This window comes from Sphaerisporangium sp. NPDC051011 (assembly GCF_040653595.1).
Classification (GTDB): Bacteria; Actinomycetota; Actinomycetes; order Streptosporangiales; family Streptosporangiaceae; genus Sphaerisporangium.
In genome coordinates this window covers 199,591-219,935 of sequence record NZ_JBFAGG010000008.1, presented here as the reverse complement: position 1 = coordinate 219,935, position 20,345 = coordinate 199,591, and the positions used below count along the sequence as shown (strand labels likewise).

Genomic DNA, 20,345 nt, shown 5'->3' with positions numbered 1-20,345 from the left:
CGGCGGTTCCGCCGGCTCCGAGAATTCCGGCGGCCCACCCCGATCCCGCCGCTCCGGCGTACCAGCCGGCCCCCGTCCTTCCGGCGCACCACGCGGTTCCGGCGGACCGGCCGTCCGTGGCTCCGGCGGGCCCGCCGCCCGAGGCTCCCCTGGCGGCGCCCCGTCCGGAGGGCGAGGACGTCAAGGTCGCGCCGGTGAGGCGGGAGCGCGACCCGTACCTCGACAACGCGAAGTTCCTGGCGATCATCCTGGTGGTGTCCGGCCACCTCATCGAGGGGCTGCGGGACGTCGCGTTCGCGCACGCCGCGTACTTCTACGTCTACACGTTCCACATGCCGCTCTTCATCATGCTCAGCGGCTACCTGTCGCGAAATTTCACCTTCTCGGCGGGCAAGGCGCGGAAGCTGATCAGCGGCCTCGCCGTGCCGTACGTCATCTTCGAGGTGGCCTACTCGCTGCCGCGCCTGATCCTGTACGGGAAGCTGGACATCAGCCTGCTCGACCCGTACTACCTGACCTGGTTCCTCATGTCGCTGTTCATGTGGCGGCTGTCGACCCCGGTCTGGCAGCAGCTCCGCTGGCCGCTGGTCATCGCCGTAGGCCTGTCACTGATGTCCGGCATGAGCGACCTGCCCGACGAGCTGTCGATGAACCGGACGCTCGGCCTGCTGCCGTTCTACGTCCTCGGCCTGCTCCTGCGCCCCGAGCACTTCGACTTCCTCAAGCGGCCGTGGGTACGGGTGCTCGGCGCCGTCGTCCTCGCGGCGGGGCTGCTCGCCGCGCTGGCGTTCCACACCGACATCGCCACCGAGTGGATCCGCTGGCGGCACAGCAACGCCAAGATCGGCGTCGGCAACCTGAGCGGCAGCCTGATCCGGCTCGGCATGCTGGCGGCCGGGGCCGTCCTGGTGGCCGCCTTCCTCGCTGTCACGCCCTCCCGCCGCACGTGGTTCTCCGGCCTCGGCATGGCCACGATGTACGCCTACCTGCTGCACGGCTTCGTGGTGAAGCTCCTGGAACCGTACGACCACCTGCTGGTGAACCCCGCCGGTGTGGCGCTGACCGCCGCGTTCGGCGCCGTCCTCGCGACCGTGCTGTGCACCCCGCTCGTGCAACGCCTCTTCCACTGGGCCGTCGAGCCCGACACGTCATGGGCGTTCACGATGATCCGGCGTCCGCGCGGCTCCCGCTGAGACCGCTCAGGCCGCTTGGGGACCGCCCGGGTCGCTCGGATCGGCCGGCCCGCCGGGACCCGCCCGCAGCTCGCCCACCGCGCGGTACGCGGCGCTGACGGCCGCGTCCGCGTCGGCTCCGGGCACCGAGTCGGAGTTGGCGACGGCGATGCGCCCGAACCGCCGCCGCGCGATCTCGGCGGGGAACGGCCCGTCCGGGTGGAAGGCGTCCCACGGGCGCACGTACTCCGGCGCGTACCCGTGTCCCCAGCGGTTGATCGTCAGCCCCTCGATGTCGCGCGCCGGGTCGAAGCCGTAGGGGCCGAGAAGGCGGGCGAGCTGCTCCCGCACGCCGAACTCCATCGCCGCCCGCGGCGTGCGGGCCAGCTCGCGGCGGCCCGCGACCGCGGCGTCCCTCGGCGCGAGACCCCGCCGGGCCGGGGTGTGCAGCAGGTGGACGGCGATCGGCTCGTCCGGGTGGGCCGGCGCGCGGTAGGACCCGGCGCTCACCGGCGGCGCGAGCTCGGCCGTGACCCAGTACGCCCCCGTGAACCGGACGCGGTGCACCCCGGCCTCGCGGAACGCGCGCCAGCCGCGCAACTGCGCCGTCGCGTGCACCAGAGGCATCTTCACCGCCTGGCGCATCGCCGCCTTCTGCTCGTCGGGCAGATCTTCGACCAGGTAGGGGATGACCATGTTCCAGCACGCCATGACCACCGCGCCCGCCCGTACGGTCCTGACCCGGCCGCCGTCGTAGTAGCCCACGGTCGCGGACGTCGCGGTGCCGGGCGGGCCGTCGTTGCGGACCAGCACCACCGGGCTGGACAGGCGCACCCGCACGCGGCTGCCGGGACGGTCCAGCGTGCCGTAGTCGAACCACGTGGTCGTGATGTGCCGCGGGGAGCACGACCCGGCGAACCCGGGCACCATGCGGGCCACCATCATCCGCACGAGCGCCTGGTTGCCCTCGGGGAAGCACGGGACGTCGGCGTCGCGCGCGGCCCAGCGCCGGGCCACGCGGGGCGCGTTGTACGGCGAGGGGGCCGAGCGGTCCAGGCGCAGGCCCGCGAAGCCGGGGTAGGCGAAGCGGCCCGCCTCCGCCCAGGCGTCGACGGCGCCGAGCGCGTCCGCGCCGTAGGCCCACGTCGCGTTCGGCATCGTCTGGCAGAAGGCGACGGCTTCGGGATGGACGCGGCACACCTCGCGCAGGAACCCCGCGTACGTGAGCCCGGCCAGCATCTCCTTCTTGCGTGCGTCGGTGAGGCCGGGGAACCAGTCGGGAGCGTGCTCGAACAGCATGACCAGGTCGCGTCTCGCCCGCTCAGCGACGGGCAGCTCGGCCACCCACCGCCGCGCGGGCTTGGCCGGGTCCAGCACGACCAGCCTGTCGGCGGGCCCGGCAGGATAGGTCTCCCGGTCGCAGAAGACGCCCTCGTGCATCCCGAGCGCCCGGTAGAAGTCCTCCGGAGGGCGGCGTCCGCGCACGTCGACCCCGAGCTCCGCGAGCAGCTCCCTGCCCTCGGCCGACCACGCCGAGGGGGCGTAGAGCGAGCGGGAGCCACCGTGCCCGACCAGCGGGCCCGCGCGCCCGGCGGGACGGAACTCGTTGCGGCGTGCGTGCCCGCCGACGTCGTCGTAGTTGTCCAGGACGAGGACGCGGGCCTCGGGGTCGCGCGCCGCCCAGGCGTAGGCGGCGGTGATGCCGCTGATGCCCGCGCCGACCACGACCAGGTCGTAGCTCTCGCCGGTCGGACGGGGTGTGCCCGCGCGCTCCCAGAATCGTCCGTCGCGCAGCGCGTGCGGCACGCCGAGCGCGTCCGGGGTGTCCCCTTGGAGGGTTCGGGCGCGGGATGGGCGGATCGCCCGGATCGCGGCCTGCCGGGCCGCGTGAACTCCGGGTTCGCCCTGCTGGACGGGCACGCTCTCGGCGCGCCGGAGGGCCTCCGCCCCGGTCCGCCGTCCGAGGGGCCCGAGCGCCGCACACGCGGCCGTGCCCGCCACACCGTCGACGAACTGCCGCCGGTTGATCCGCCGGTCCGTTCCGGACGTTGCCGGCTCGCCGGGGCCGGGAGGGTGTTTCCCGGCTTCGGGCGCGCATTCCCCGGATTTCCGCGCATGTTCCCCGGGGTCGGGGGCACGCCCTGCGGGGGTGTCTCCGTCACGCGGGAAATGAGCCATCATTCCGCGATCATCACCCGAGCGGAAATCGAAACAGAGCGTGTCGGGCAGCGCGGGCCGAACTTTTCAGCCTTATTTGCCGCCCATTGCACCCCCGGCAGCCGCACCGCGGGCAGGCATGCCGCGGTGGCTCGAAACGACGGGCTCGTCCGGGAACGCGGGGTCGAGGCCGGTCGTTGGCGGGGGTGAAGGCGATGTGCGCGGATGGTCAGAAGCGTGGCGAAGAGATAACAGATTCTTCGCTCGCTGATGATGTGACGGGGCAACGGGGTAACGTTCGCGTTCGCGGCCTATGTAAGGCGACGGGGTGTACAAGGGTGGTTGGGAAACAGGGCAGGGTGACCGGCAGAATAGGGCCGGGGCTCGTGGGCGAGGTGTTAGTGCCGATACGCGGGGGCGTTGAGGCCTTCTACGCCCATCCAGCGGTTCCCGACGAGGAGATCCCGGTGGGGACGATCATCGTCGTCGTCGAATATTCGCCGCCACGCACGGTCTACGTGGCTCGCGCGATCGTCTGACCTTCTCTCTCCCCCCTCATTCCGGAGGTCTCATTGACCACCACAGAGCTGGCCGTATGGGCCGGCGGGCTCCTAATCCTGCTCATCGTCATCGTTCTGCTGTTCAAGGCCGTATGGAGGGTCGCCGAGCCCAACGAGGCGCTGATCATCTCGGGTCTCGGCGCGCGTTCGAGGAACGAGCTGGCCGAGAGCCTCGGCTTCAAGATCGTCACAGGTAAGGGCACCGCCGTCCTGCCGGGCTTCCAGACCGCGCGGCGGCTGCGGCTCGACAGCCGGGCCACGAACCTGCAGGTCAACTGCGTCACCCAGCAGGGCATCCCGGTCCAGGTGCGCGGCGTCATCATCTACAAGGTGGGCGACGACTTCACCTCGATCGCCAACGCCGCCCGCCGCTTCCTCGACCAGCAGGACAGCATGAGCGGCGCGATCCACGAGCTGTTCACCGGCCACCTGCGCTCGATCATCGGAAACCTCACCGTCGAGGACCTCATCCTCAACCGCGAGCGCCTCACCGGAGAGACCCGCAGCAGCGCCGCCGACGAGATGAGCAAGCTCGGCCTGGTCGTCGACTCCCTCCAGATCCAGGAGATCGACGACGAGACCGGCTACATCCTGAACATCGGCAAGCCGCACGCCGCCCGGGTCGCCGCCGCCGCGCGCATCGCCGAGGCCCAGCGCGACCAGGAGGCCACCGAGGCCGAGCAGGCCGCGAACGCCAAGAAGGCCGCGGCGGTCCGCGAGTCGCAGATCCAGCAGGCCGGCTACCAGGCCGAGGTCGACCAGGCCGCCGCCAAGGCCCGGCAGGCCGGGCCGCTGTCGGAGGCGACCGCGCGCCAGGAGGTCGTCGTCCAGGAGACCCGCGCCGCCGAGCTGGAGGCCCAGCTCTCCGAGCAGCGGCTGCAGTCGCAGGTGCGCAAGCCCGCCGACGCCAAGGCGTACGAGACCGTCACGTTGTCCCAGGCCGAGCGCGACGCGCGCATCGCCCAGGCCGAGGCCGAGGCCCGCGAGACCGAGCTGCGCGCCGCCGCCCAGGCCTCGCAGGTGAAGCAGGCCGCCGCCGCGGACGCCGAGTCCGTACGGCTGCGCGCCGAGGCCGCGGGCGCCGCGTCCCGCGCCACCGGTGAGGGTGAGGCGGCTGCGGCCAAGGCGCGCGGTCTGGCCGAGGCCGAGGCCGCGAAGGCGCGCGGCCTCGCGGAGGCGGAGGCCGCCAAGGCCAAGGGTCTGGCCGAGGCCGAGGCGATCCGGGCCCGCGCGCAGGCCCTCGCCGAGAACCAGGAGGCCGTCATCGGCCAGCAGCTCGCCGAGAACTGGCCGGCGATCGTCGAGGCCGGCGCCAAGGCGTTCGGCAACGTCGACCACATGGTGGTGCTCAACGGCGCCCAGGGCGTGGAGGAGATGCTCGCCAAGGCGCTCACGCTCGGCGGCACGGGCCTCGGCCTCGCCCGCTCGCTGCTCTCCGGCGCGACCCCGTCGAACCTGAACGGCAACGAGCCGGCGCCGCAGAAGGCGGACAAGGTGGACAAGGTGGACGTGGTCTGACGTGTAAGCCCGCTCCGGGGCCCGGGTCGCGGGGTCCCGGGGCGTCTCACGCCCGCAGCGTATGGTCCCCGGCGAGTACGACGACCCGGACGGGTGACGGGGCCGGGGGAAGAGGGCCGAGGAAGAGGCCTAAGACCGTGCGGGACATGATGGGCCGGAGCTCCACGGCAGGGGATCGGCGACGGAAGGGCATGTCATGACCGCACAGGAGATGGCGACGGAACGGGAGAACGCCGCGAAGGCGGACACGCTGCGGGCGTTGCACGTGCCCGGCCGCCCGCTCGTGCTGCCGAACGTCTGGGACGCCGCGTCCGCGCGAGCCGTCACGGCGGCCGGGTTCCCGGTCGTGGCCACGGGCAGCGCGGCGGTCGCCCCGGTCCTCGGGTACGACGACGGCGAGGCGGCCCCGGCCGGCGAGGTGCTGGCCCAGGTCGCCCGCATCGCGCGGGCCGTGACGGTGCCGGTCACCGCCGACATGGAACGGGGGTACGGGCTCGCGCCCGCCGAGTTCGTCGAGCGGCTCGCCGCGACGGGCGCGGTCGGGGCGAACCTTGAGGACTCCGACCCGCGTACCGGCGCGATGGTGGACGCGGACGAGCAGGCGGGCTTCATCGCGGCGGTACGGGCGGCGGCCCGGGAGGCGGGCACCGGGCTGGTGATCAACGCCCGGGTCGACTCCTTCGCCCACGGCACCGGGACGCCGGATGAGCGGCTCGCGGACGCCGTGGCACGCGGGCGGGCCTACCTGCGCGCGGGGGCCGACTGCGTGTACCCCATCCTGGCCTCGGATTCCGGGACGATCCGGGCGCTGGTGGCAGAGATCGGCGGGCCGGTGAACGTGCTGTTCCGGCCGGGCGTGCCCTCGATCGCCGAACTGGCCGCGCTGGGGGTGGCCCGGGTGAGCTTCGGCCACGGCCTCCACGCCGCCACCCAGCGGTACCTCGCCACGATGCTCACAGCGATCAGCGAAGGTCACAGCCCCTACGACCCCTTGCCCACCTTCTGACCGCCGCCCTTCCGAAGGCCGCCTCTGGCGGCGATCCACGAAGACAAGCCCTGCGACGGGTTCGACCCTCACGAGTCCCCGCCCCGGCGGGCGGGCGGTCCGGGTTCGCCCATGCCCGTTTCCGGGGTTGGGGGCGTCCGGCTGGCCGTGTGCCTGTCTCCAGGAGGTGGGCGGTCCGCAAGCAGCCGATTACCGCGTTGTGGTGGTGCAGAGTCGCGTGGCCAGGGTTTGTCCGTGAGTCCATCAGGCTGATCCGCCACCCGTACCTGGTCGTCCCTCCAATTTCGGCGGCGGGCGGTTGCTGGTCGTCGTCCGTCGCCGGGTGGGGGCAAAGGTTGGAGCGGGGCTTGGTGGGGGAGGTACGGGCAGGAAGTGGTACGCCCCCCAGTGGATACGCCGAGTGCTCGGGCGGGGGGCGATATGGCGATAAAGGACTTCTTGGGGCGATGGCCGGTGGTGCGGCAGCTCACCGGTCCCGACCGCCGCGGCCTGGGCGCCGCCGTCCGGTCGAAGAAGAGCGACGAGCTGCGCTCCCGCGTCGCTACCGCCGACCGCGTGGTCCGGTCCATCTGCCCGTACTGCGCCGTCGGCTGCGGGCAGAAGGTCTTCGTCTCCCGTGAGAAGGTCGTTCAGATCGAGGGCGACCCGGACTCGCCGATCAGCCGGGGCAGGCTGTGCCCGAAGGGCTCGGCGTCGCTCCAGCTCGCCACCGGCCCCGGGCGCGAACGCTCCGTCCTGTACCGCAGGCCGTACGGCACCGAATGGGAACAGCTCGACCTCGGCACGGCCATGGAGATGGTCGCCGACCGCGTGGTGCGGACCCGCCGCGAGACCTGGCAGGAAGACCACGACGGCAAGCGCGTGGCCCGCACGATGGGCATCGCCAGCCTGGGCGGCGCGACGCTGGACAACGAGGAGAACTACCTCATCAAGAAGCTGATGACCGGCCTCGGCGTCGTCCAGGTGGAGAACCAGGCGCGGGTCTGTCACAGCTCGACGGTGACCGGCCTCGGCACGTCCTTCGGCCGGGGCGGCTCGACGACGTTCATGCAGGATCTGCAGCACTCCGACTGCATCGTCATCGAGGGCTCCAACTTCGCCGAGGCGCACCCGGTGGGCTTCCAGTGGGTGATGGAGGCCAAGCTGCGCGGCGCGACCGTCATCCACGTCGACCCGCACTTCAGCCGCACCAGCGCCATGGCCGACCTGTACGTGCCGATCCGCGCGGGCACGGACATCGCCTTTCTCGGCGCGATCATCAACCACGTGCTGTCGGAGGGCAAGGACTTCCGCGAGTACGTCCTGAACTACACCAACGCCGCGTGCATCGTCTCCGACGAGTTCGCCGACACCGAGGACCTCGACGGCGTCTTCTCCGGCTGGAACCCTGAGACGCGCACCTACGACGTGGGCACCTGGCAGTACAAGGGCCCGCCCGTGCAGGCTGTGTCCGGCCGCCGGCTGCGGCTGGACGCGTACCACCAGCCCGGACGCAGCGAGGCGCACGGCTCGGGCGGCGCCCCGGTCTCGCCGCACGCGGAGCACGACGAGACGCTGAGCCACCCGCGCTGCGTCTACCAGATCCTGAAGCGCCACTTCTCCCGCTACACGCCGGAGGTGGTCGAGCGGACGTGCGGCATCCCGCCCGAGATGTTCGCCCGGGTCTGCGACGCGCTGACGTCCAACTCCGGGCCCGACCGCACCAGCGCCTTCGCGTACGCGGTGGGGTGGACGCAGCACACCGTGGGCACGCAGTACATCCGCACGGCGAGCATCCTGCAACTGCTGCTCGGCAACATCGGGCGGCCGGGCGGCGGCATCATGGCGCTGCGCGGGCACGCCAGCATCCAGGGGTCCAGTGACATCCCGACGCTGTACAACCTGCTGCCCGGCTACATCCCGATGCCGTACGCGCACACCGACGAGAACCTGGACGACTTCGTCGACGTCGTCAGCACGCGGAAGGGCTTCTGGGCCGACGCGCGCCACTACGTCGTCAGCCTGCTCAAGGCGTACTACGGGGACGCGGCCACCGCCGGGAACGATTTCTGCTTCGGGCATCTGCCCCGGCTGACCGGCTCGCACAGCACCTACGACACGACGATGGCCCAGCTCGACGGCGTGTGCAAGGGATACTTCCTGTTCGGCGAGAACCCGGCCGTCGGGTCGGCCAACACCCGGCTGCAGCGGCTCGGCATGGCGAACCTGGACTGGCTCGTGGTGCGCGACTTCGCTCTCATCGAGTCGGCGACGTGGTGGAAGGACGGCCGGGAGATCCAGACCGGCGAGCTGCGCACCGAGGAGATCCGCACCGAGGTGTTCTTCTTCCCTGCCGCCTCGCACACCGAGAAGAACGGGACGTTCACCAACACCAACCGCCTGTTGCAGTGGCACCACGCCGCCGTGGAGCCGAGCGGGGACTGCCGCAGCGACCTGTGGTTCGTGTACCACCTCGGCCGGATGGTCCGGGAGCGCCTCGCCGGGTCCGCCGAGCCGTACGACCGCGCGATCCTGGACCTGACCTGGGACTACCCGGTCGAGGGCGGGCTGCGCGAGCCGAGCGCCGAGGCCGTCCTGCGCGAGATCAACGGGTACGGCCCGGACGGGGGACCGCTGTCGAGCTACACGGAACTGCGCGGCGACGGGTCCACCTCGTGCGGCTGCTGGATCTACTGCGGCGTGTTCGCGGACGGCGTGAACCAGGCGGCCCGCCGCAGGCCGCACACCGAGCAGAGCTGGGTGTCGCACGAGTGGGGCTGGGCGTGGCCGCTCAACCGGCGTACGTTGTACAACCGCGCGTCGGCGGACCCGGACGGCAACCCGTGGAGCGCGCGCAAGGCGTACGTCTGGTGGGACGCGGGCCTCGGCCGCTGGACAGGTCACGACATTCCCGACTTCATCGAGGACCGGCCGCCCGACTACCGCCCGCCCGAGGGCGCCATCGGCGCAGACGCGCTGTCCGGGACCGACGCGTTCATCATGCAAGGCGATGGAAAAGGCTGGCTCTACGCCCCGGCCGGGCTCATGGACGGCCCGCTGCCCGCGCACTACGAGCCGCAGGACACGCCGTGCGAGAACCCGCTGTACCGGGCGCACCCGAACAATCCCGCGCGCCTGCTGTACGACCGGCCCGGCAACCGTTACCACCCGACCGGCAGCGACGTGTACCCGTACGTCGTCACGACCTACCGGCTCACCGAGCACTTCACCGCAGGGGGCATGAGCCGCTGGCTGCCGTACCTGTCGGAGCTCCAGCCGGAGATGTTCTGCGAGGTCTCGCCGGAGTTGGCCGAGGAACGGCTCCTGGAGCACGGCGAGTGGGCCACGATCATCAGCGCGCGCGGCGCCATCGAGGCGAAGGTGCTGATCACCGACCGCATGCCGTCGCTGCGTCTCGACGGCCGCGTCGTCCACCAGATCGGCCTGCCCTACCACTGGGGGCCGAACGGATGCGCGACCGGCGACTCGGCGAACGAGCTGACGTCCATCGTGCTCGACCCGAACGCCCACATCCAGGAGACCAAGGCGTGCACCGCCGACATCCAGCCGGGACGCCGCCCGCGCGGGCCCGGTCTCGACCGCCTCGTCGAGACGTTCCGGCGGCGCGCGGGGCTGTACGAGCCGACGCGGCAGGAGGTCTGACCATGGCGGACGTGGCGAAGACGGCGAAGATGGTCACCAGGTTGCCCCAGGTGCAGGAGGAGACCGGATACGAGCGGCATCCCCCGCGGATGGGCTTCTTCACCGACACGTCCATCTGCATCGGCTGCAAGGCGTGCGAGGTCGCCTGCAAGGAATGGAACCGGCTTCCGGCCGACCCGCCGTTCACGTTCACCGGCCTGTCGTTCGACAACACCGAGGAGCTCTCGGCGTCCACGTGGCGGCACGTCGCTTTCGTCGAGCAGCGCAAGCCGATGCGCGCCGGGACGGCCGACGACACCGGTGACCTGCGCTGGCTCATGGCCTCCGACGTCTGCAAGCATTGCACCGACGCCGCCTGCCTGGACGTGTGCCCCACCGGCTCGCTGTTCCGCACCGAGTTCGGCACCGTCGTCGTGCAGTCGGACATTTGCAACGGTTGCGGCTACTGCGTCTCCGCCTGCCCGTACGGCGTGATCGGCAAGCGCGAGGACGACGGCCTCGCGTGGAAGTGCACGCTCTGCTACGACCGCATCGGCGACGGGCTCACCCCGGCGTGCGCGCAGGCCTGTCCGACCCAGTCCATCCAGTTCGGCGAGCTGGACGACCTGCTCGACCGCGCCGCCGCCCGCGTCGAGACCCTGCACCGCGACGGCGTCACCGACGCCCGCCTCTACGGCCACGACCCCGCGGACGGGGTGCGCGGCAACGGTGCGTTCTTCCTGCTGCTCGACCGGCCCGAGGTGTACGGGTTCCCGCCCGCGCCGAAGGACACGACCCGCGACCTGCCCTCCATGTGGCGTCACGCGGGAGTCGCGGCGCTGACCCTCGCGGTCACCATCGCCACCGCCTTCGCCGCGGCCTCCTTCGAGTTCCGCGGCGGGAGACCTGCACGGGTTCGCACGTGACCGACGGGGAGTGGGAATGACGACGCGCAGTGCCGACGGCCAGGGGACGCACCTGGCGGAGGAGTACGTCTCGTACTACAACCGGCGCATCCTGAAGCCGCCGACGTGGCGCGCGGCGAGCATCGGCGGCTACCTGTACCTGGGCGGGCTCGCCGGGGCGTCCTCGGTGTTCGCCGCCGGAGGCCAGTTCACCGGCCGTCCTGGCCTCGCCCGCGCGGGGAAGGCCGCCGCGCTCGCCGGCGTCGGCCTGTCGCTCGCCGCCCTCGTGGAGGACCTCGGGCGGCCGGGGCGGTTCCTCCACATGCTGAGGACCTTCAAACCCACCTCACCCATGAGCGTGGGCTCCTGGCTGCTGGCGTCGTACGCGCCGCTCGTCGGCGTCAGCCTGCTCACCGATCTCACCGGCCGCTTCCCCTTCACCGGGCGCGCGGCCTGCTACGGCGCCGCCGTCCTCGGGCCCGCGGTCACGACGTACACGGCGGTGCTGATCAGCGACACCGCCGTGCCCGCCTGGCACGAGGGGTACCGCGAGATGCCGTTCCTGTTCGCCGGCTCCGCCACCGCCACCGCCGCGGGCGCCGCCATGATCGCCGCGCCGCCCTCGGAGAACGGCCCGGCCCGCCGCGCCGCCGTCCTCGGCACCGCCCTCGAACTCGGCGCGGGGTGGCTCATGCGCCGCCGCATGGGCATGATCGCCGACGCGTACGAGCACGGCCGCGCGGGCGTCCTCATGCGGACGGGCGAGGCGCTCGCGGTGGCCGGCGCCGTGGGCGCTGCCCTGTGCGGGCGCAGGCGGGCCGCCGCCGTCCTGTCCGGCGCGGCCCTCATGGCGGCCTCGGCCTGCGTCCGCCTCGGCGTCTTCTCCGCGGGCGTCGCCTCCGCCGAGGACCCCCGGTACACCGTCATCCCGCAACGCGCCCAGTCGCCGTCGCCGCGGACCACGTACGCGTGAGGGCCGGACCGGCCGCGATCGGCGGCCGGCTCTCGTGTCCCCGAGGTCTTGACGGGCGGGCGGCCGGTCAGGCCGTCGTCCCGGACAGGCTCGCGAGCCACGCTCCGTACCAGGCCAGGGTCGCGTCCAGCCCTTCCGCGAGCGGCGTGGGGCGCAGGCCGAACGTCCGCTCGATGGCCGAGGAGTCCATGATCTGCGGCTCTGTGTGCTGGTAGAACATATCGGCGTACTCGTTCATGAAGGTCTCGTCGAAGGGGCCGAACGGGCGGGGCTCCTTCACCACGGTGACGTTCAGCGGTCGGCCGACCCGCTCCTCGATCATGGAGTGGACCTGCCGCGTCGTCACCGCGGGCACCGTGGGAAGGTGCCACACCGCGCCGTCGCCGGTCGGCTGCTCGCCCAGCGTGGCGAGGCCGGACGCGACGTCGCCGATGAAGGTGTAGCTGTGCGGTAGGTCGATGTCGCCGATGCCGAGGACGGTGTCGCCGGTGAGCGCGCCGGGGAAGACCGTCCCGCCCAGCGTGGAGTTGAGCACCCCTGGCCCGTAGAAGTCCGCCGCCCGTCCGAGCACCACCCGCACCCGTCCCTCGCGATGGGCGGCGAGATACTTCTCGTCCAGTTCCGCGCGCATCCGCCCCTTACGGGTGGTCGCCTTCCACGGAGTGCTCTCGGTCATCACCGCGCCGCCGGTCTCGCCGTACGGGTACAGCGTGTCGAGCACCACGAGACGCGCCCCCGCCGCCTCGACGGCCGTGAGGACGGCCTGCTGGACGCGCGGCATCACCTCGACCTGGAGGTGGTAGGCGACGTTCACGCAGTGGTACACCGCCGCGGCGCCGTCCGTGACGGCGCGGGCGGCGCCGGGGTCGGTCACGTCGGCCGCGTGCCGCTCGACGCCCTCGATGGCCGCGCCGGACCCCGAGCGGTCGACGAGACGCACGGCGTGGCCGCGGCGCGCCAGTTCGCCGGCCAGTGAGGTCCCTGCGGGTCCCGCTCCGAGGACGACGTGCAGGTTCTGCTCGGCGGGGTGCGTGGTGGTGGACATGAGGGCTCCCTAAACGGTCCGGTACGGCGAGGCCTCGGGATAGGTTCTCGCTATCGTTACGGCGCCTGTCTATAGTTAGAGACTGTAACTCTCGCTAGTGGGGAGCGCAAGCGGATGGGTATCGAAGGGCGGAAGGGCACCGCCCGGGCCCTGCCGCCGGTCGGCGCGGACGGAGGGGCCGCGAGCGGGCGAGCCGCGGCGCCGCCCTATGGAACCGGACGGACACGTTGCGCCCGTCCAGGCTCGCCCTCCTCACCCGCGGGCGGGTTCCGTAAGTGTCGGCCACCGGCCCGATTCGGGTCGTCGCCGTCCTCGCAATCGTGATCGGGGGTGTGCGGAAGTTTCTTCGAAAATGCCTTGCCGCTGGCAGGAAGCGGTCCGGCGCCGGAACGGCGTGTCCGACAACCGTCGAACATGAGCATGACTTTGCCGCCCTGGGAGTGTTGGAGCGACCTGAATCCATAGCCGCGAGTCACTATTGATTGCGGAACGTCACCGGAATTGATTGGGTCCCGCCGCCTCTTTCCGGCCAGGCCGTCCGCGCGGTGGGACAGGCGGTCAGCATCCAGCGATGAAAGGACCTGCATGTCCCGGATGTCCCTACGCACGACGGTCCTGGCCGCGACCGCCCTCGCAGCCCTGACCCTGACCTCCACCGCCACGGCCGCCGTCCCGCAAGCTCCCGGCCGCTGCGGCGAGCAGCTCGGCGATTGGATCGACGGCGGGTATGCCGTCTACAAGGGCCGGGCGCTCGGGGAGCAGAAGGGCGAGGGCGCCGACGTGACCCTCGCCTTCGACGGCGACCGTGTCGTCCTCACCTTCGACAAGGACACTTCGCCGCCGCTGGCCTACCGCTACAACCAGCGCGTCCCGCTCATCAGCATCGGGGCGACGGGCTTCTTCGTCGACCTCGACCAGCCCCGATGCGACCGCGACGGCGTGGCCGCCGCCCACATCATCATCAACGTCACCAAACTCCTCCACCTGGAGGGCCGCGTCACCCGAACAGAGTAACCGAACCTGGCCGGCGCCCTCCCCTCGCCTCTGGGGAGAGCGCCCCATGTGTGCCTCAGGCGCTCAGCACGGGGTCGGTGACGCCGCCGGGGCAGGCGAGCCCGGGGACGTCCCATCGCGCACGGCGGGCCCCGGCCTGGTAGGCGCTCTCGTAGAATTCCAGCACGGCGGCACGCGGGTCGCGCTCGGCGCGGGCGTCGTCGTAGCGCAGGATCGCGAGGTGGCTTCCCCGCTGCGGCACCCACGTCGCCGCCTCCGGCCGCAGCGGCTCCTCCTCCAGTCCCGCCGGCTCCGGAGCGGTGTAAGAGTAGAAGGCGGCCTCGGGGAATGAGTCGTCGCCGAACCAGAACCCCGAGCTGATCACCTCGCGCGAGTAGGCCTCGCGGGTCACCGGGTCGGTCTCGGGCGGCTGGTCGATCTTCCGATCGGAGAACCGTGTGCAGGCGATGTCGAAGGTGTGCCAGAAGTGGTGGACCGGGCTGATCTTCCCGGAGAAGTTCGCGGCGAACTCCTCCAGCAACAGGTTGACCTGACTGAGCACCTGCCAGTACCGCGTCACCATGGCCGCGTCGTACGACGCGTGCTCGTCGTCCTCGGCGAAGGGCCGCCCCGCGTCCGGCAGGTCGAACGGCCGGGGGATCTCGATGGTGACGCGCACTCCCAGCGCGTCCAGCGCCCGCATGGTCTCGTTGTAGAACGAGGCCACCGACCGGTCGTACAACGGGAACGACACCTCCCGGCCGTCCACGGTGGTCACCACGAGCTGATGGTCGACGAAGTCGAAGTCGATGGTGAAGATCGGGTTACCGTCCGCCTGTCCCATCGGCCGCGTCGTCAGCCCACGCCCGGTGACGTGGAACGGCGCGTTCCACCAGTGGTTACGCCGCACCCCCGCCGCCAGCCGTATCTTCCCCACGACCTGCGCGAACCGGTGCAACGTGTCCTTGGTCTCCCGCCACTCACCCAACGGCATCGCCGGAAACAATCGCATCCCAGGGTCATTCCCCACCCCGCGACGTTCAAGAGGGCCGCCCGCGCCGAGCAGCCAGTCGACGGAAACCCCTCCGAGGTCGGCGATCCGCCCCACCCTACGTGGGATTGCGAAAATCGCAACGCGTCTCCGTGAGACGGTGGGTGACCGGCTCAGGACATCATCACGACGCGGGCCGCCTGGGTGCGGGCCGGTGTGAGTTCCTCTTCGATGGCGGCCGTCTCGGCCGGGTCGAGGGTGAGGGCGGCCTCGGCCGGCGGTCGCGCGCCGATCAATTGGACGCGCAGGTACGTGGGGGGATGGGCTCTGTCCACGGAGCTCATCCGGCGGGCGGACAGGCGCAGCCGGCGCAGGCGTTCCACCTCGGGGATCGAGGCCACGTACTCGCGGAGCTCCTGCCACAGGGACGCGTCGGCCTGGTCGCGGGAGGGCGCGCGGCCAGAGCGCGTCCCCTGCCGGACGGCCGAGCGGCGGCGGAAGACGGTCTCCACGCTGTCACCGAGGACCAGCGCCCGCAGCATCGATCCAGTCGCCGCGGACGAGGCGACGCGGGCGGCCATCTCGTCCGCGTGGTACTCGGCGCGGTGGCCGGCGGCCAGCGTGAGGCGGAGCAGCCGGCGCAGCAGCAGCTCGGTGAGGTGGTGGACGCCGCGCATCACCAGCTTGGCCACCCAGTCCATGATCAAGAAGACCAGGCCCGCTCCGGACTGCTCGACGGGCCCGGGAGCGCCGGCCCTGTTCCAGTGCGTCAGCGCTTCGACGGCCGAGTGGAACCACAGGGCGCGGCGCGGGTCGCCGTTGACGGCGTGACCGAACTCGTGCGCGAGCGCGGCGACGCGCTCCTCGGGGGTAAGCACCTCCCACAGGGCGAGGCCGATGGTGAGGACGACGTGCCGCCGCAGTCCCACCCTGGTGTGGCTCATGCCGAAACCCGGTGTCACCTCGATCAGCTCGGCGGGAGGCGCGCCGAGTTCGGCGGCGACCCGGTCGGCGAGGGCGTACAGGTGCGGCGCCTCGGAGCGGGACAGGGGTGAGCCGTCCGGGTCGAGGCGGCCCAGGCGGGGACGGGTGACGAAGGCGATGCCGAGGCCGATCGCGGCGACCGGCACCATCAGCAGGTTTCCGGTGGTCAGCAGCCCGATGGACCCCACGGTGAACGCGGCGGTGACCAGATGCACCGACCCGGCGACGGCCATGGCCGCGAACCACGAGCCGTCGCGTACGGCGGGGGGACGCGACGGGTTCGCGAGGTCACGGAACACCTGCTCGACGGTCGCGCCGTCGGCCCGCCGCCGTGCCTCGCGCCGCCGTTCCGCCCGGCGGCGCGGAGCCGTGGTCACGGCACCCGTCCCGGCCGAGGGGTCGAGGTTCCACGAGCACGAGGGGCACCAGATCACGAAGCGGGGATCGGCCGACAGGGGCGCGGAACAGGACGGGCACATCCCGTCGGCCTCGACGGCAGGCGGCGTGGTCATGCCCGAGATCATGCCGTATGTGGGGGCATGAGGACAGAAATTGCCGAAGGTGCTTACGCCCGCTGATGCCCTGCGTCAATGAGGCGACGGGCCAGCCGTCGGGCCGACGTTCGCGGTCTATGATCTGCCCTTGGGAAACTTCTTTCCTGGGCCATAGCGTATCCCTGCGCCGCCGCGCCTGTCTCCGATCTTTTCAAGGATCTCCCGATCCCTCAGTGTATTTAGCAGGTCTCTGGCCGCGTACACGTGCAGGTCGAAGAGGCGTCGAATCGTCTGATTGGTGACGAACCCGTATTCGCGCACGTGATCGATTACTTTCTGGTCCGTCTCTCGCGGGTTGTGTCTTCGGTAGGTGATCGAACGGGACATCGCGGCGAGAACATCGGAACGCAGGCGGTACGTCGGAAATGGCTTCGACACCGTACGGCGCGTTATTTCCAGAAGATTGTACTCATCCGCCATGGTGGCCAGAACCTCCTGCGCCTCGGCCGGGGTGCGCTGAATGGCGGATGAAAGTTTCGTTGCATCGAGATTGGAGTTGTGCCGAAGGTAGGACAACGCCAGCAACACATTGAGATCACGTCCGGCTCTGACCGGCAGATCGCTGATGAAACGCACGAACGCGCTGTTTCCGATCCCGCCTGCCAGAGTGGCCCGGACCAACGTCGCGTGATCCTCGAAAAGCGGGGGTTCCTTACCGATGCGCAGCATTTCCCGGTAAGCCCTGTCCACTCCTTGGCCTGTTCTCTCGGCAAGTTGCAGTATGGAGACCGTTTCGGTGAGAAGGCGGTTCCGAGGTGTCGAGGGATACGTGAGAATATTCGATGGAGTGACACCGGAGACCAGGCCGCCGGGGCTCGTGATGATGAGATGCTCCGGGGAGTGTTCGATATCGACTGTTCCACCGGTCTCGTAGGACCGATGGATGAAAGCGTTGATGATCAGCTCGCGGACCGCCTCGCCAGGATAGTCCGTCAGTTGGAGCTGCACCCCGCCGGCGACGTTGAGCGGGTGCACCTCTCGCCGTGTCTCTGTCGCATCCGTGAGGATTTGAATCGCCCTTATCATGGGCTGGCTCCCGCGCAGCCTCCCGGTGGCTTCGCTGCCCGCGCTGGGACGAAACTGATAGGAGTAGCCATAGCCAGGGACCACCTGATTTATCAGCGGCTCGTCTGCGAGTAGGAGGACGCCCGCGTTTGTGATGCTGCCGTTGGGTGCGATGAGACGCAGCGCCTGTAGAAGGGCATGATCTCCTAGATCTGCCAGATGGTCTCGGCCGCTCGCCGCCAGGATCCGCCTCAATCTGGCGAATTCCAGTGCGCTGAGGCGGTTGATATCGACGCTAGAGGCGTCTGCCGACCAATCGACCTGGCCGCGTGCGATCATCACCTCGCGTTGCTGGTCGGGCGGAAAGGGCAGGCATTCCTTTCCGAGACGACGTGTGGCAAGCCCGGCGGCGGTGCTGTGCGGCATGACTCCTTGCGGCACGGTTATCAGGATCAGACGGACCCCGTCGACGAATTTCTCGTTGACGAAGGCGGTGAGGGGCGGCCGTGTCCGGTCGAAGATCGCTTTGCGGATGAGGTCCACGGTATAGCCGCCAGGCACTCCTCTGAGTGCGTTCGCGCGCTCAGGGGCTTTGTCGTCGACGCCCAGCACAATAGTGCCTCCGCGTGCGTTGACGAAGCAGACCAGGGCATCGGCGAGTAAGTTGAAGGTGGCCTTGAGCGAGTCGGCGACGAGCTTGAAATCGAGCGTCTCCGTCTCCAGTGCGTCGGCTGTGGTGCCCTTGCCCAATGCCGTCAGCGCGGCGTTTGCCTCGTCTTGGTCCACGCGCTGAGCCTAACGGAAGGCTGGCCTTCCTACAACGGTTCTCAGTAGACCATCCAAGCTTCTGAACTGCTGGTTTACGGCTATCTGATCCAGCCCTGCCACTTCTCAGTTGGTCTCAGAAGCCCGGTGTCACCTGGATCAGCTCGGCGGGAGGCGCGCCGAGTTCGGCGGCGACCCGGTCGGTGAGGGTGTACAGATGGGGCGCCTCGGAGCGGGTCAGGGAGGATTCGTCCGGCTTGAGGCGGCCGAGGCGCGGACGGCTTCGGGAACGGTGGCGCGGTCGGCCTTGGGGGCGCAGGCATTGCCGGCCACCCCGTCCGCATGGTGAGCCGGGACGTACCGGGGCTGCGGGCCGAGTCAGGAGGCTCTCCTCGATTTCGAACCGTCGTGCCGGGTCCGCTGAAGCAAGGGCGCGTCGCTCATCCAATCCAACGCGGCGGGTTATAGGGTGCCGCATCGTGCGAGTTCGCCCTGTTTGAGCGAAGACGCGCCGTTCAGCGTCCCACACCGATTTTCAGGCTGTAAGGCCATCCACGGATTGACTCACTCCTCCAGGGAGAGGGCCTGGCTAGGGCACACGTGCACCGCTTCGCGGGCCTTCTCGACCAACTCGCCCTCCGGTGTCTCGTTCAGCACGATGACTGTGGCGTCGTCCTCGCTCTGGTCGAACAGCTGGGGCTCAGTGAGCACGCACTGTCCGGCACCGACGCACCTGCCGGTGTCCGCGATGATTTTCATGGACCTCTCCTCCTGAGGTGGGGATGGCAGTTCGTCCGCTACCAGGTCACCGGGAGCTGGTACAGGCCATAGATGTTCGCGTCGTCCTTGAACGGCAGCTCGTCGACATCCATCGCCAGCTCCAGCGTGGGGACGCGGCGGAACAGCGTGTCGAACACGATCTGTAGTTCCATCCGAGCCAAGTTCTGGCCCAGGCACTGGTGCGGCCCGAAACCGAACGCAACGTGGTGGCGCGCGCCGCGCTCGATGTCGAGCTCGTCCGGGTTCTCGAACGCCCGCGGGTCCCGGTTGGCCGAATAACCGAGCGCCAGCACTCCTTCGCCGGCGCGGATCAGCTGCCCGCCGACCTCGATGTCCTCGACGCACAGCCGGGCCGTCGCCACGTCGATGATCGTGAAGTACCGCAGCATCTCCTCGACCGCGTTGAGCGTTTTGCCCGGGTCGGCCTTGAGCATCGCGAGCTGCTCCGGGTTGCGCAGGAACGCCACGGTCGACAGAGAGATCATGTTCGCCGTCGTCTCGTGGCCGGCCACGAGCAGCAGGAAGCCCATGCCGGCCAGTGCCGTCCGCCGATAGGTGCCGTTCGCGCGCAGCTTGACGATCTGCCGCCCGAGCAGGTCGTCCGGCGGGTTCTCCTCCTTCTCCGCGATGAGGTCGGTCATGTAGCCCTGGATGGACCCCATGGCCGCCCACCGCTCCTCGGGCGGCGTCGACTGCTTGATCACCTTCACCGTGTGCTCCTGGAAGAACTCATGGTCGGCGTAGGGCACACCCAGCATCTCGCAGATCACCAGCGACGGGACCGGCAGCGACAGCGAGTCCACCAGGTCACCGGGCTGCGGCCCGGCCAGCAGCGCGTCGATCTGCCCGTCGACGATCTCCTGGATCCGCGGCCGCAGCGCCTCCAACCGGCGCACCGTGAACTCGCCGAGTACGGCCTTGCGCGCCGGCCCGTGCTCGGGCGCGTCCATCGCGATCAGGAGGCGCTCCTCGTCCGGCCGCCGGGACGCCGCCTCGCCCTTGACCAGCTGCGGGAAGTCCGGATGCTGCCGGTCGGCGCTGAACCGCCGGTCGTTCAACACGGTTCGCACGTCTTCGTGGCGGCTGACCACCCAGGCCCACCCGCCGTCGGGCAGACGAACCCGCGAAACCGGCTCTTCTTCGCGGAGCTCTTCGTACGCCGGCGGCGGCATGAACGGGCACGTACGGGCCATGGGGAACTCGTGATTCTCGACGGTAGTCATGACTTTTTCCTTCCACGACGTCACGAACAGGCGATAGAGGCTGGACAGCGAATAGCCGTGTGTGAACGGCAGTTGGTCGACCGGTGCGACCGG

General features: G+C 70.4%; 15 protein-coding genes. 8 read left to right on the top strand and 7 right to left on the bottom strand.

The window, feature by feature from the left end:
• The first annotated feature begins 116 nt into the window (after positions 1 to 116).
• Positions 117 to 1,193, top strand: coding sequence for an acyltransferase family protein (locus tag AB0H21_RS20280; protein ID WP_358518506.1), 1,077 nt, complete (start codon positions 117 to 119; stop codon positions 1,191 to 1,193).
• Positions 1,194 to 1,199: 6 nt separating this feature from the next.
• Here AB0H21_RS20280 and AB0H21_RS20275 read toward each other — a convergent pair whose 3' ends face one another.
• A complete protein-coding gene (locus AB0H21_RS20275; protein WP_358518504.1) occupies positions 1,200 to 3,353 on the bottom strand; it encodes an NAD(P)-binding protein in 2,154 nt (717 codons plus the stop codon).
• 335 nt (positions 3,354 to 3,688) lie between these two features.
• Between AB0H21_RS20275 and AB0H21_RS20270 the strand changes: the two genes are divergently transcribed.
• From AB0H21_RS20270 to nrfD, 6 genes are all read left to right on the top strand, one after another.
• Positions 3,689 to 3,868 (top strand): hypothetical protein, encoded by a 180-nt coding sequence (locus AB0H21_RS20270; protein ID WP_358518501.1) that lies wholly within the window; start codon positions 3,689 to 3,691, stop codon positions 3,866 to 3,868.
• Between the two features lie 33 nt (positions 3,869 to 3,901).
• A complete protein-coding gene (locus AB0H21_RS20265) occupies positions 3,902 to 5,407 on the top strand; it encodes an SPFH domain-containing protein (RefSeq protein WP_358518498.1) in 1,506 nt (501 codons plus the stop codon).
• 196 nt (positions 5,408 to 5,603) lie between these two features.
• A complete protein-coding gene (locus AB0H21_RS20260; protein ID WP_358518495.1) occupies positions 5,604 to 6,413 on the top strand; it encodes an isocitrate lyase/phosphoenolpyruvate mutase family protein in 810 nt (269 codons plus the stop codon).
• Positions 6,414 to 6,833: 420 nt separating this feature from the next.
• A complete protein-coding gene (fdh, locus tag AB0H21_RS20255; protein WP_358518492.1) occupies positions 6,834 to 10,055 on the top strand; it encodes a formate dehydrogenase in 3,222 nt (1,073 codons plus the stop codon).
• 29 nt (positions 10,056 to 10,084) lie between these two features.
• Positions 10,085 to 10,960: a 4Fe-4S dicluster domain-containing protein gene (locus AB0H21_RS20250; RefSeq protein ID WP_358519020.1), complete on the top strand. Its 876-nt coding sequence runs from the start codon at positions 10,085 to 10,087 to the stop codon at positions 10,958 to 10,960.
• Positions 10,961 to 10,976: 16 nt separating this feature from the next.
• Positions 10,977 to 11,912 (top strand): NrfD/PsrC family molybdoenzyme membrane anchor subunit, encoded by a 936-nt coding sequence (gene nrfD, locus AB0H21_RS20245; protein WP_358518489.1) that lies wholly within the window; start codon positions 10,977 to 10,979, stop codon positions 11,910 to 11,912.
• A 67-nt stretch (positions 11,913 to 11,979) separates the two neighbouring features.
• Here the strand turns inward: nrfD and AB0H21_RS20240 are convergent, their stop codons facing one another.
• A complete protein-coding gene (locus AB0H21_RS20240; protein WP_358518487.1) occupies positions 11,980 to 12,957 on the bottom strand; it encodes an NAD-dependent epimerase/dehydratase family protein in 978 nt (325 codons plus the stop codon).
• A gap of 585 nt (positions 12,958 to 13,542) precedes the next feature.
• Here AB0H21_RS20240 and AB0H21_RS20235 point away from each other — a divergent pair.
• On the top strand, positions 13,543 to 13,971 hold the full coding sequence (locus AB0H21_RS20235) for a hypothetical protein (RefSeq protein WP_358518484.1): 429 nt from the start codon (positions 13,543 to 13,545) through the stop codon (positions 13,969 to 13,971).
• 55 nt (positions 13,972 to 14,026) lie between these two features.
• Here AB0H21_RS20235 and AB0H21_RS20230 read toward each other — a convergent pair whose 3' ends face one another.
• The 5 genes from AB0H21_RS20230 to AB0H21_RS20210 all read right to left on the bottom strand — a co-directional run bounded on the left by AB0H21_RS20230 (position 14,027) and on the right by AB0H21_RS20210 (position 20,252).
• Positions 14,027 to 14,962 carry a DUF5996 family protein gene (locus AB0H21_RS20230; RefSeq protein ID WP_358518481.1) on the bottom strand — a complete coding sequence of 312 codons (936 nt, stop codon included), beginning with the start codon at positions 14,960 to 14,962 and terminating at the stop codon, positions 14,027 to 14,029.
• Between the two features lie 152 nt (positions 14,963 to 15,114).
• A complete protein-coding gene (locus AB0H21_RS20225; protein ID WP_358518479.1) occupies positions 15,115 to 16,437 on the bottom strand; it encodes a M48 family metallopeptidase in 1,323 nt (440 codons plus the stop codon).
• A gap of 117 nt (positions 16,438 to 16,554) precedes the next feature.
• Positions 16,555 to 18,270 (bottom strand): ATP-binding protein, encoded by a 1,716-nt coding sequence (locus tag AB0H21_RS20220; RefSeq protein WP_358518476.1) that lies wholly within the window; start codon positions 18,268 to 18,270, stop codon positions 16,555 to 16,557.
• Positions 18,271 to 18,813: 543 nt separating this feature from the next.
• Positions 18,814 to 19,008, bottom strand: a complete 195-nt coding sequence (locus AB0H21_RS20215; RefSeq protein ID WP_358518473.1) for a ferredoxin — start codon at positions 19,006 to 19,008, stop codon at positions 18,814 to 18,816.
• A gap of 38 nt (positions 19,009 to 19,046) precedes the next feature.
• On the bottom strand, positions 19,047 to 20,252 hold the full coding sequence (locus tag AB0H21_RS20210) for a cytochrome P450 (RefSeq protein WP_358518470.1): 1,206 nt from the start codon (positions 20,250 to 20,252) through the stop codon (positions 19,047 to 19,049).
• Positions 20,253 to 20,345 lie beyond the last annotated feature (93 nt).

Bases quoted from the DNA above. Each gene is read 5' to 3' on its own strand.
- AB0H21_RS20275 (WP_358518504.1), bottom strand. From the start codon at position 3,353: ATGATGGCTCATTTCCCGCGTGACGGAGACACCCCCGCAGGGCGTGCC.
- AB0H21_RS20260 (WP_358518495.1), top strand. From the start codon at position 5,604: ATGACCGCACAGGAGATGGCGACGGAACGGGAGAACGCCGCGAAGGCG.
- fdh (WP_358518492.1), top strand. From the start codon at position 6,834: ATGGCGATAAAGGACTTCTTGGGGCGATGGCCGGTGGTGCGGCAGCTC.
- AB0H21_RS20250 (WP_358519020.1), top strand. From the start codon at position 10,085: ATGGTCACCAGGTTGCCCCAGGTGCAGGAGGAGACCGGATACGAGCGG.
- nrfD (WP_358518489.1), top strand. From the start codon at position 10,977: ATGACGACGCGCAGTGCCGACGGCCAGGGGACGCACCTGGCGGAGGAG.
- AB0H21_RS20240 (WP_358518487.1), bottom strand. From the start codon at position 12,957: ATGTCCACCACCACGCACCCCGCCGAGCAGAACCTGCACGTCGTCCTC.
- AB0H21_RS20235 (WP_358518484.1), top strand. From the start codon at position 13,543: ATGTCCCGGATGTCCCTACGCACGACGGTCCTGGCCGCGACCGCCCTC.
- AB0H21_RS20230 (WP_358518481.1), bottom strand. From the start codon at position 14,962: ATGCGATTGTTTCCGGCGATGCCGTTGGGTGAGTGGCGGGAGACCAAG.
- AB0H21_RS20225 (WP_358518479.1), bottom strand. From the start codon at position 16,437: ATGACCACGCCGCCTGCCGTCGAGGCCGACGGGATGTGCCCGTCCTGT.
- AB0H21_RS20215 (WP_358518473.1), bottom strand. From the start codon at position 19,008: ATGAAAATCATCGCGGACACCGGCAGGTGCGTCGGTGCCGGACAGTGC.
- AB0H21_RS20210 (WP_358518470.1), bottom strand. From the start codon at position 20,252: ATGACTACCGTCGAGAATCACGAGTTCCCCATGGCCCGTACGTGCCCG.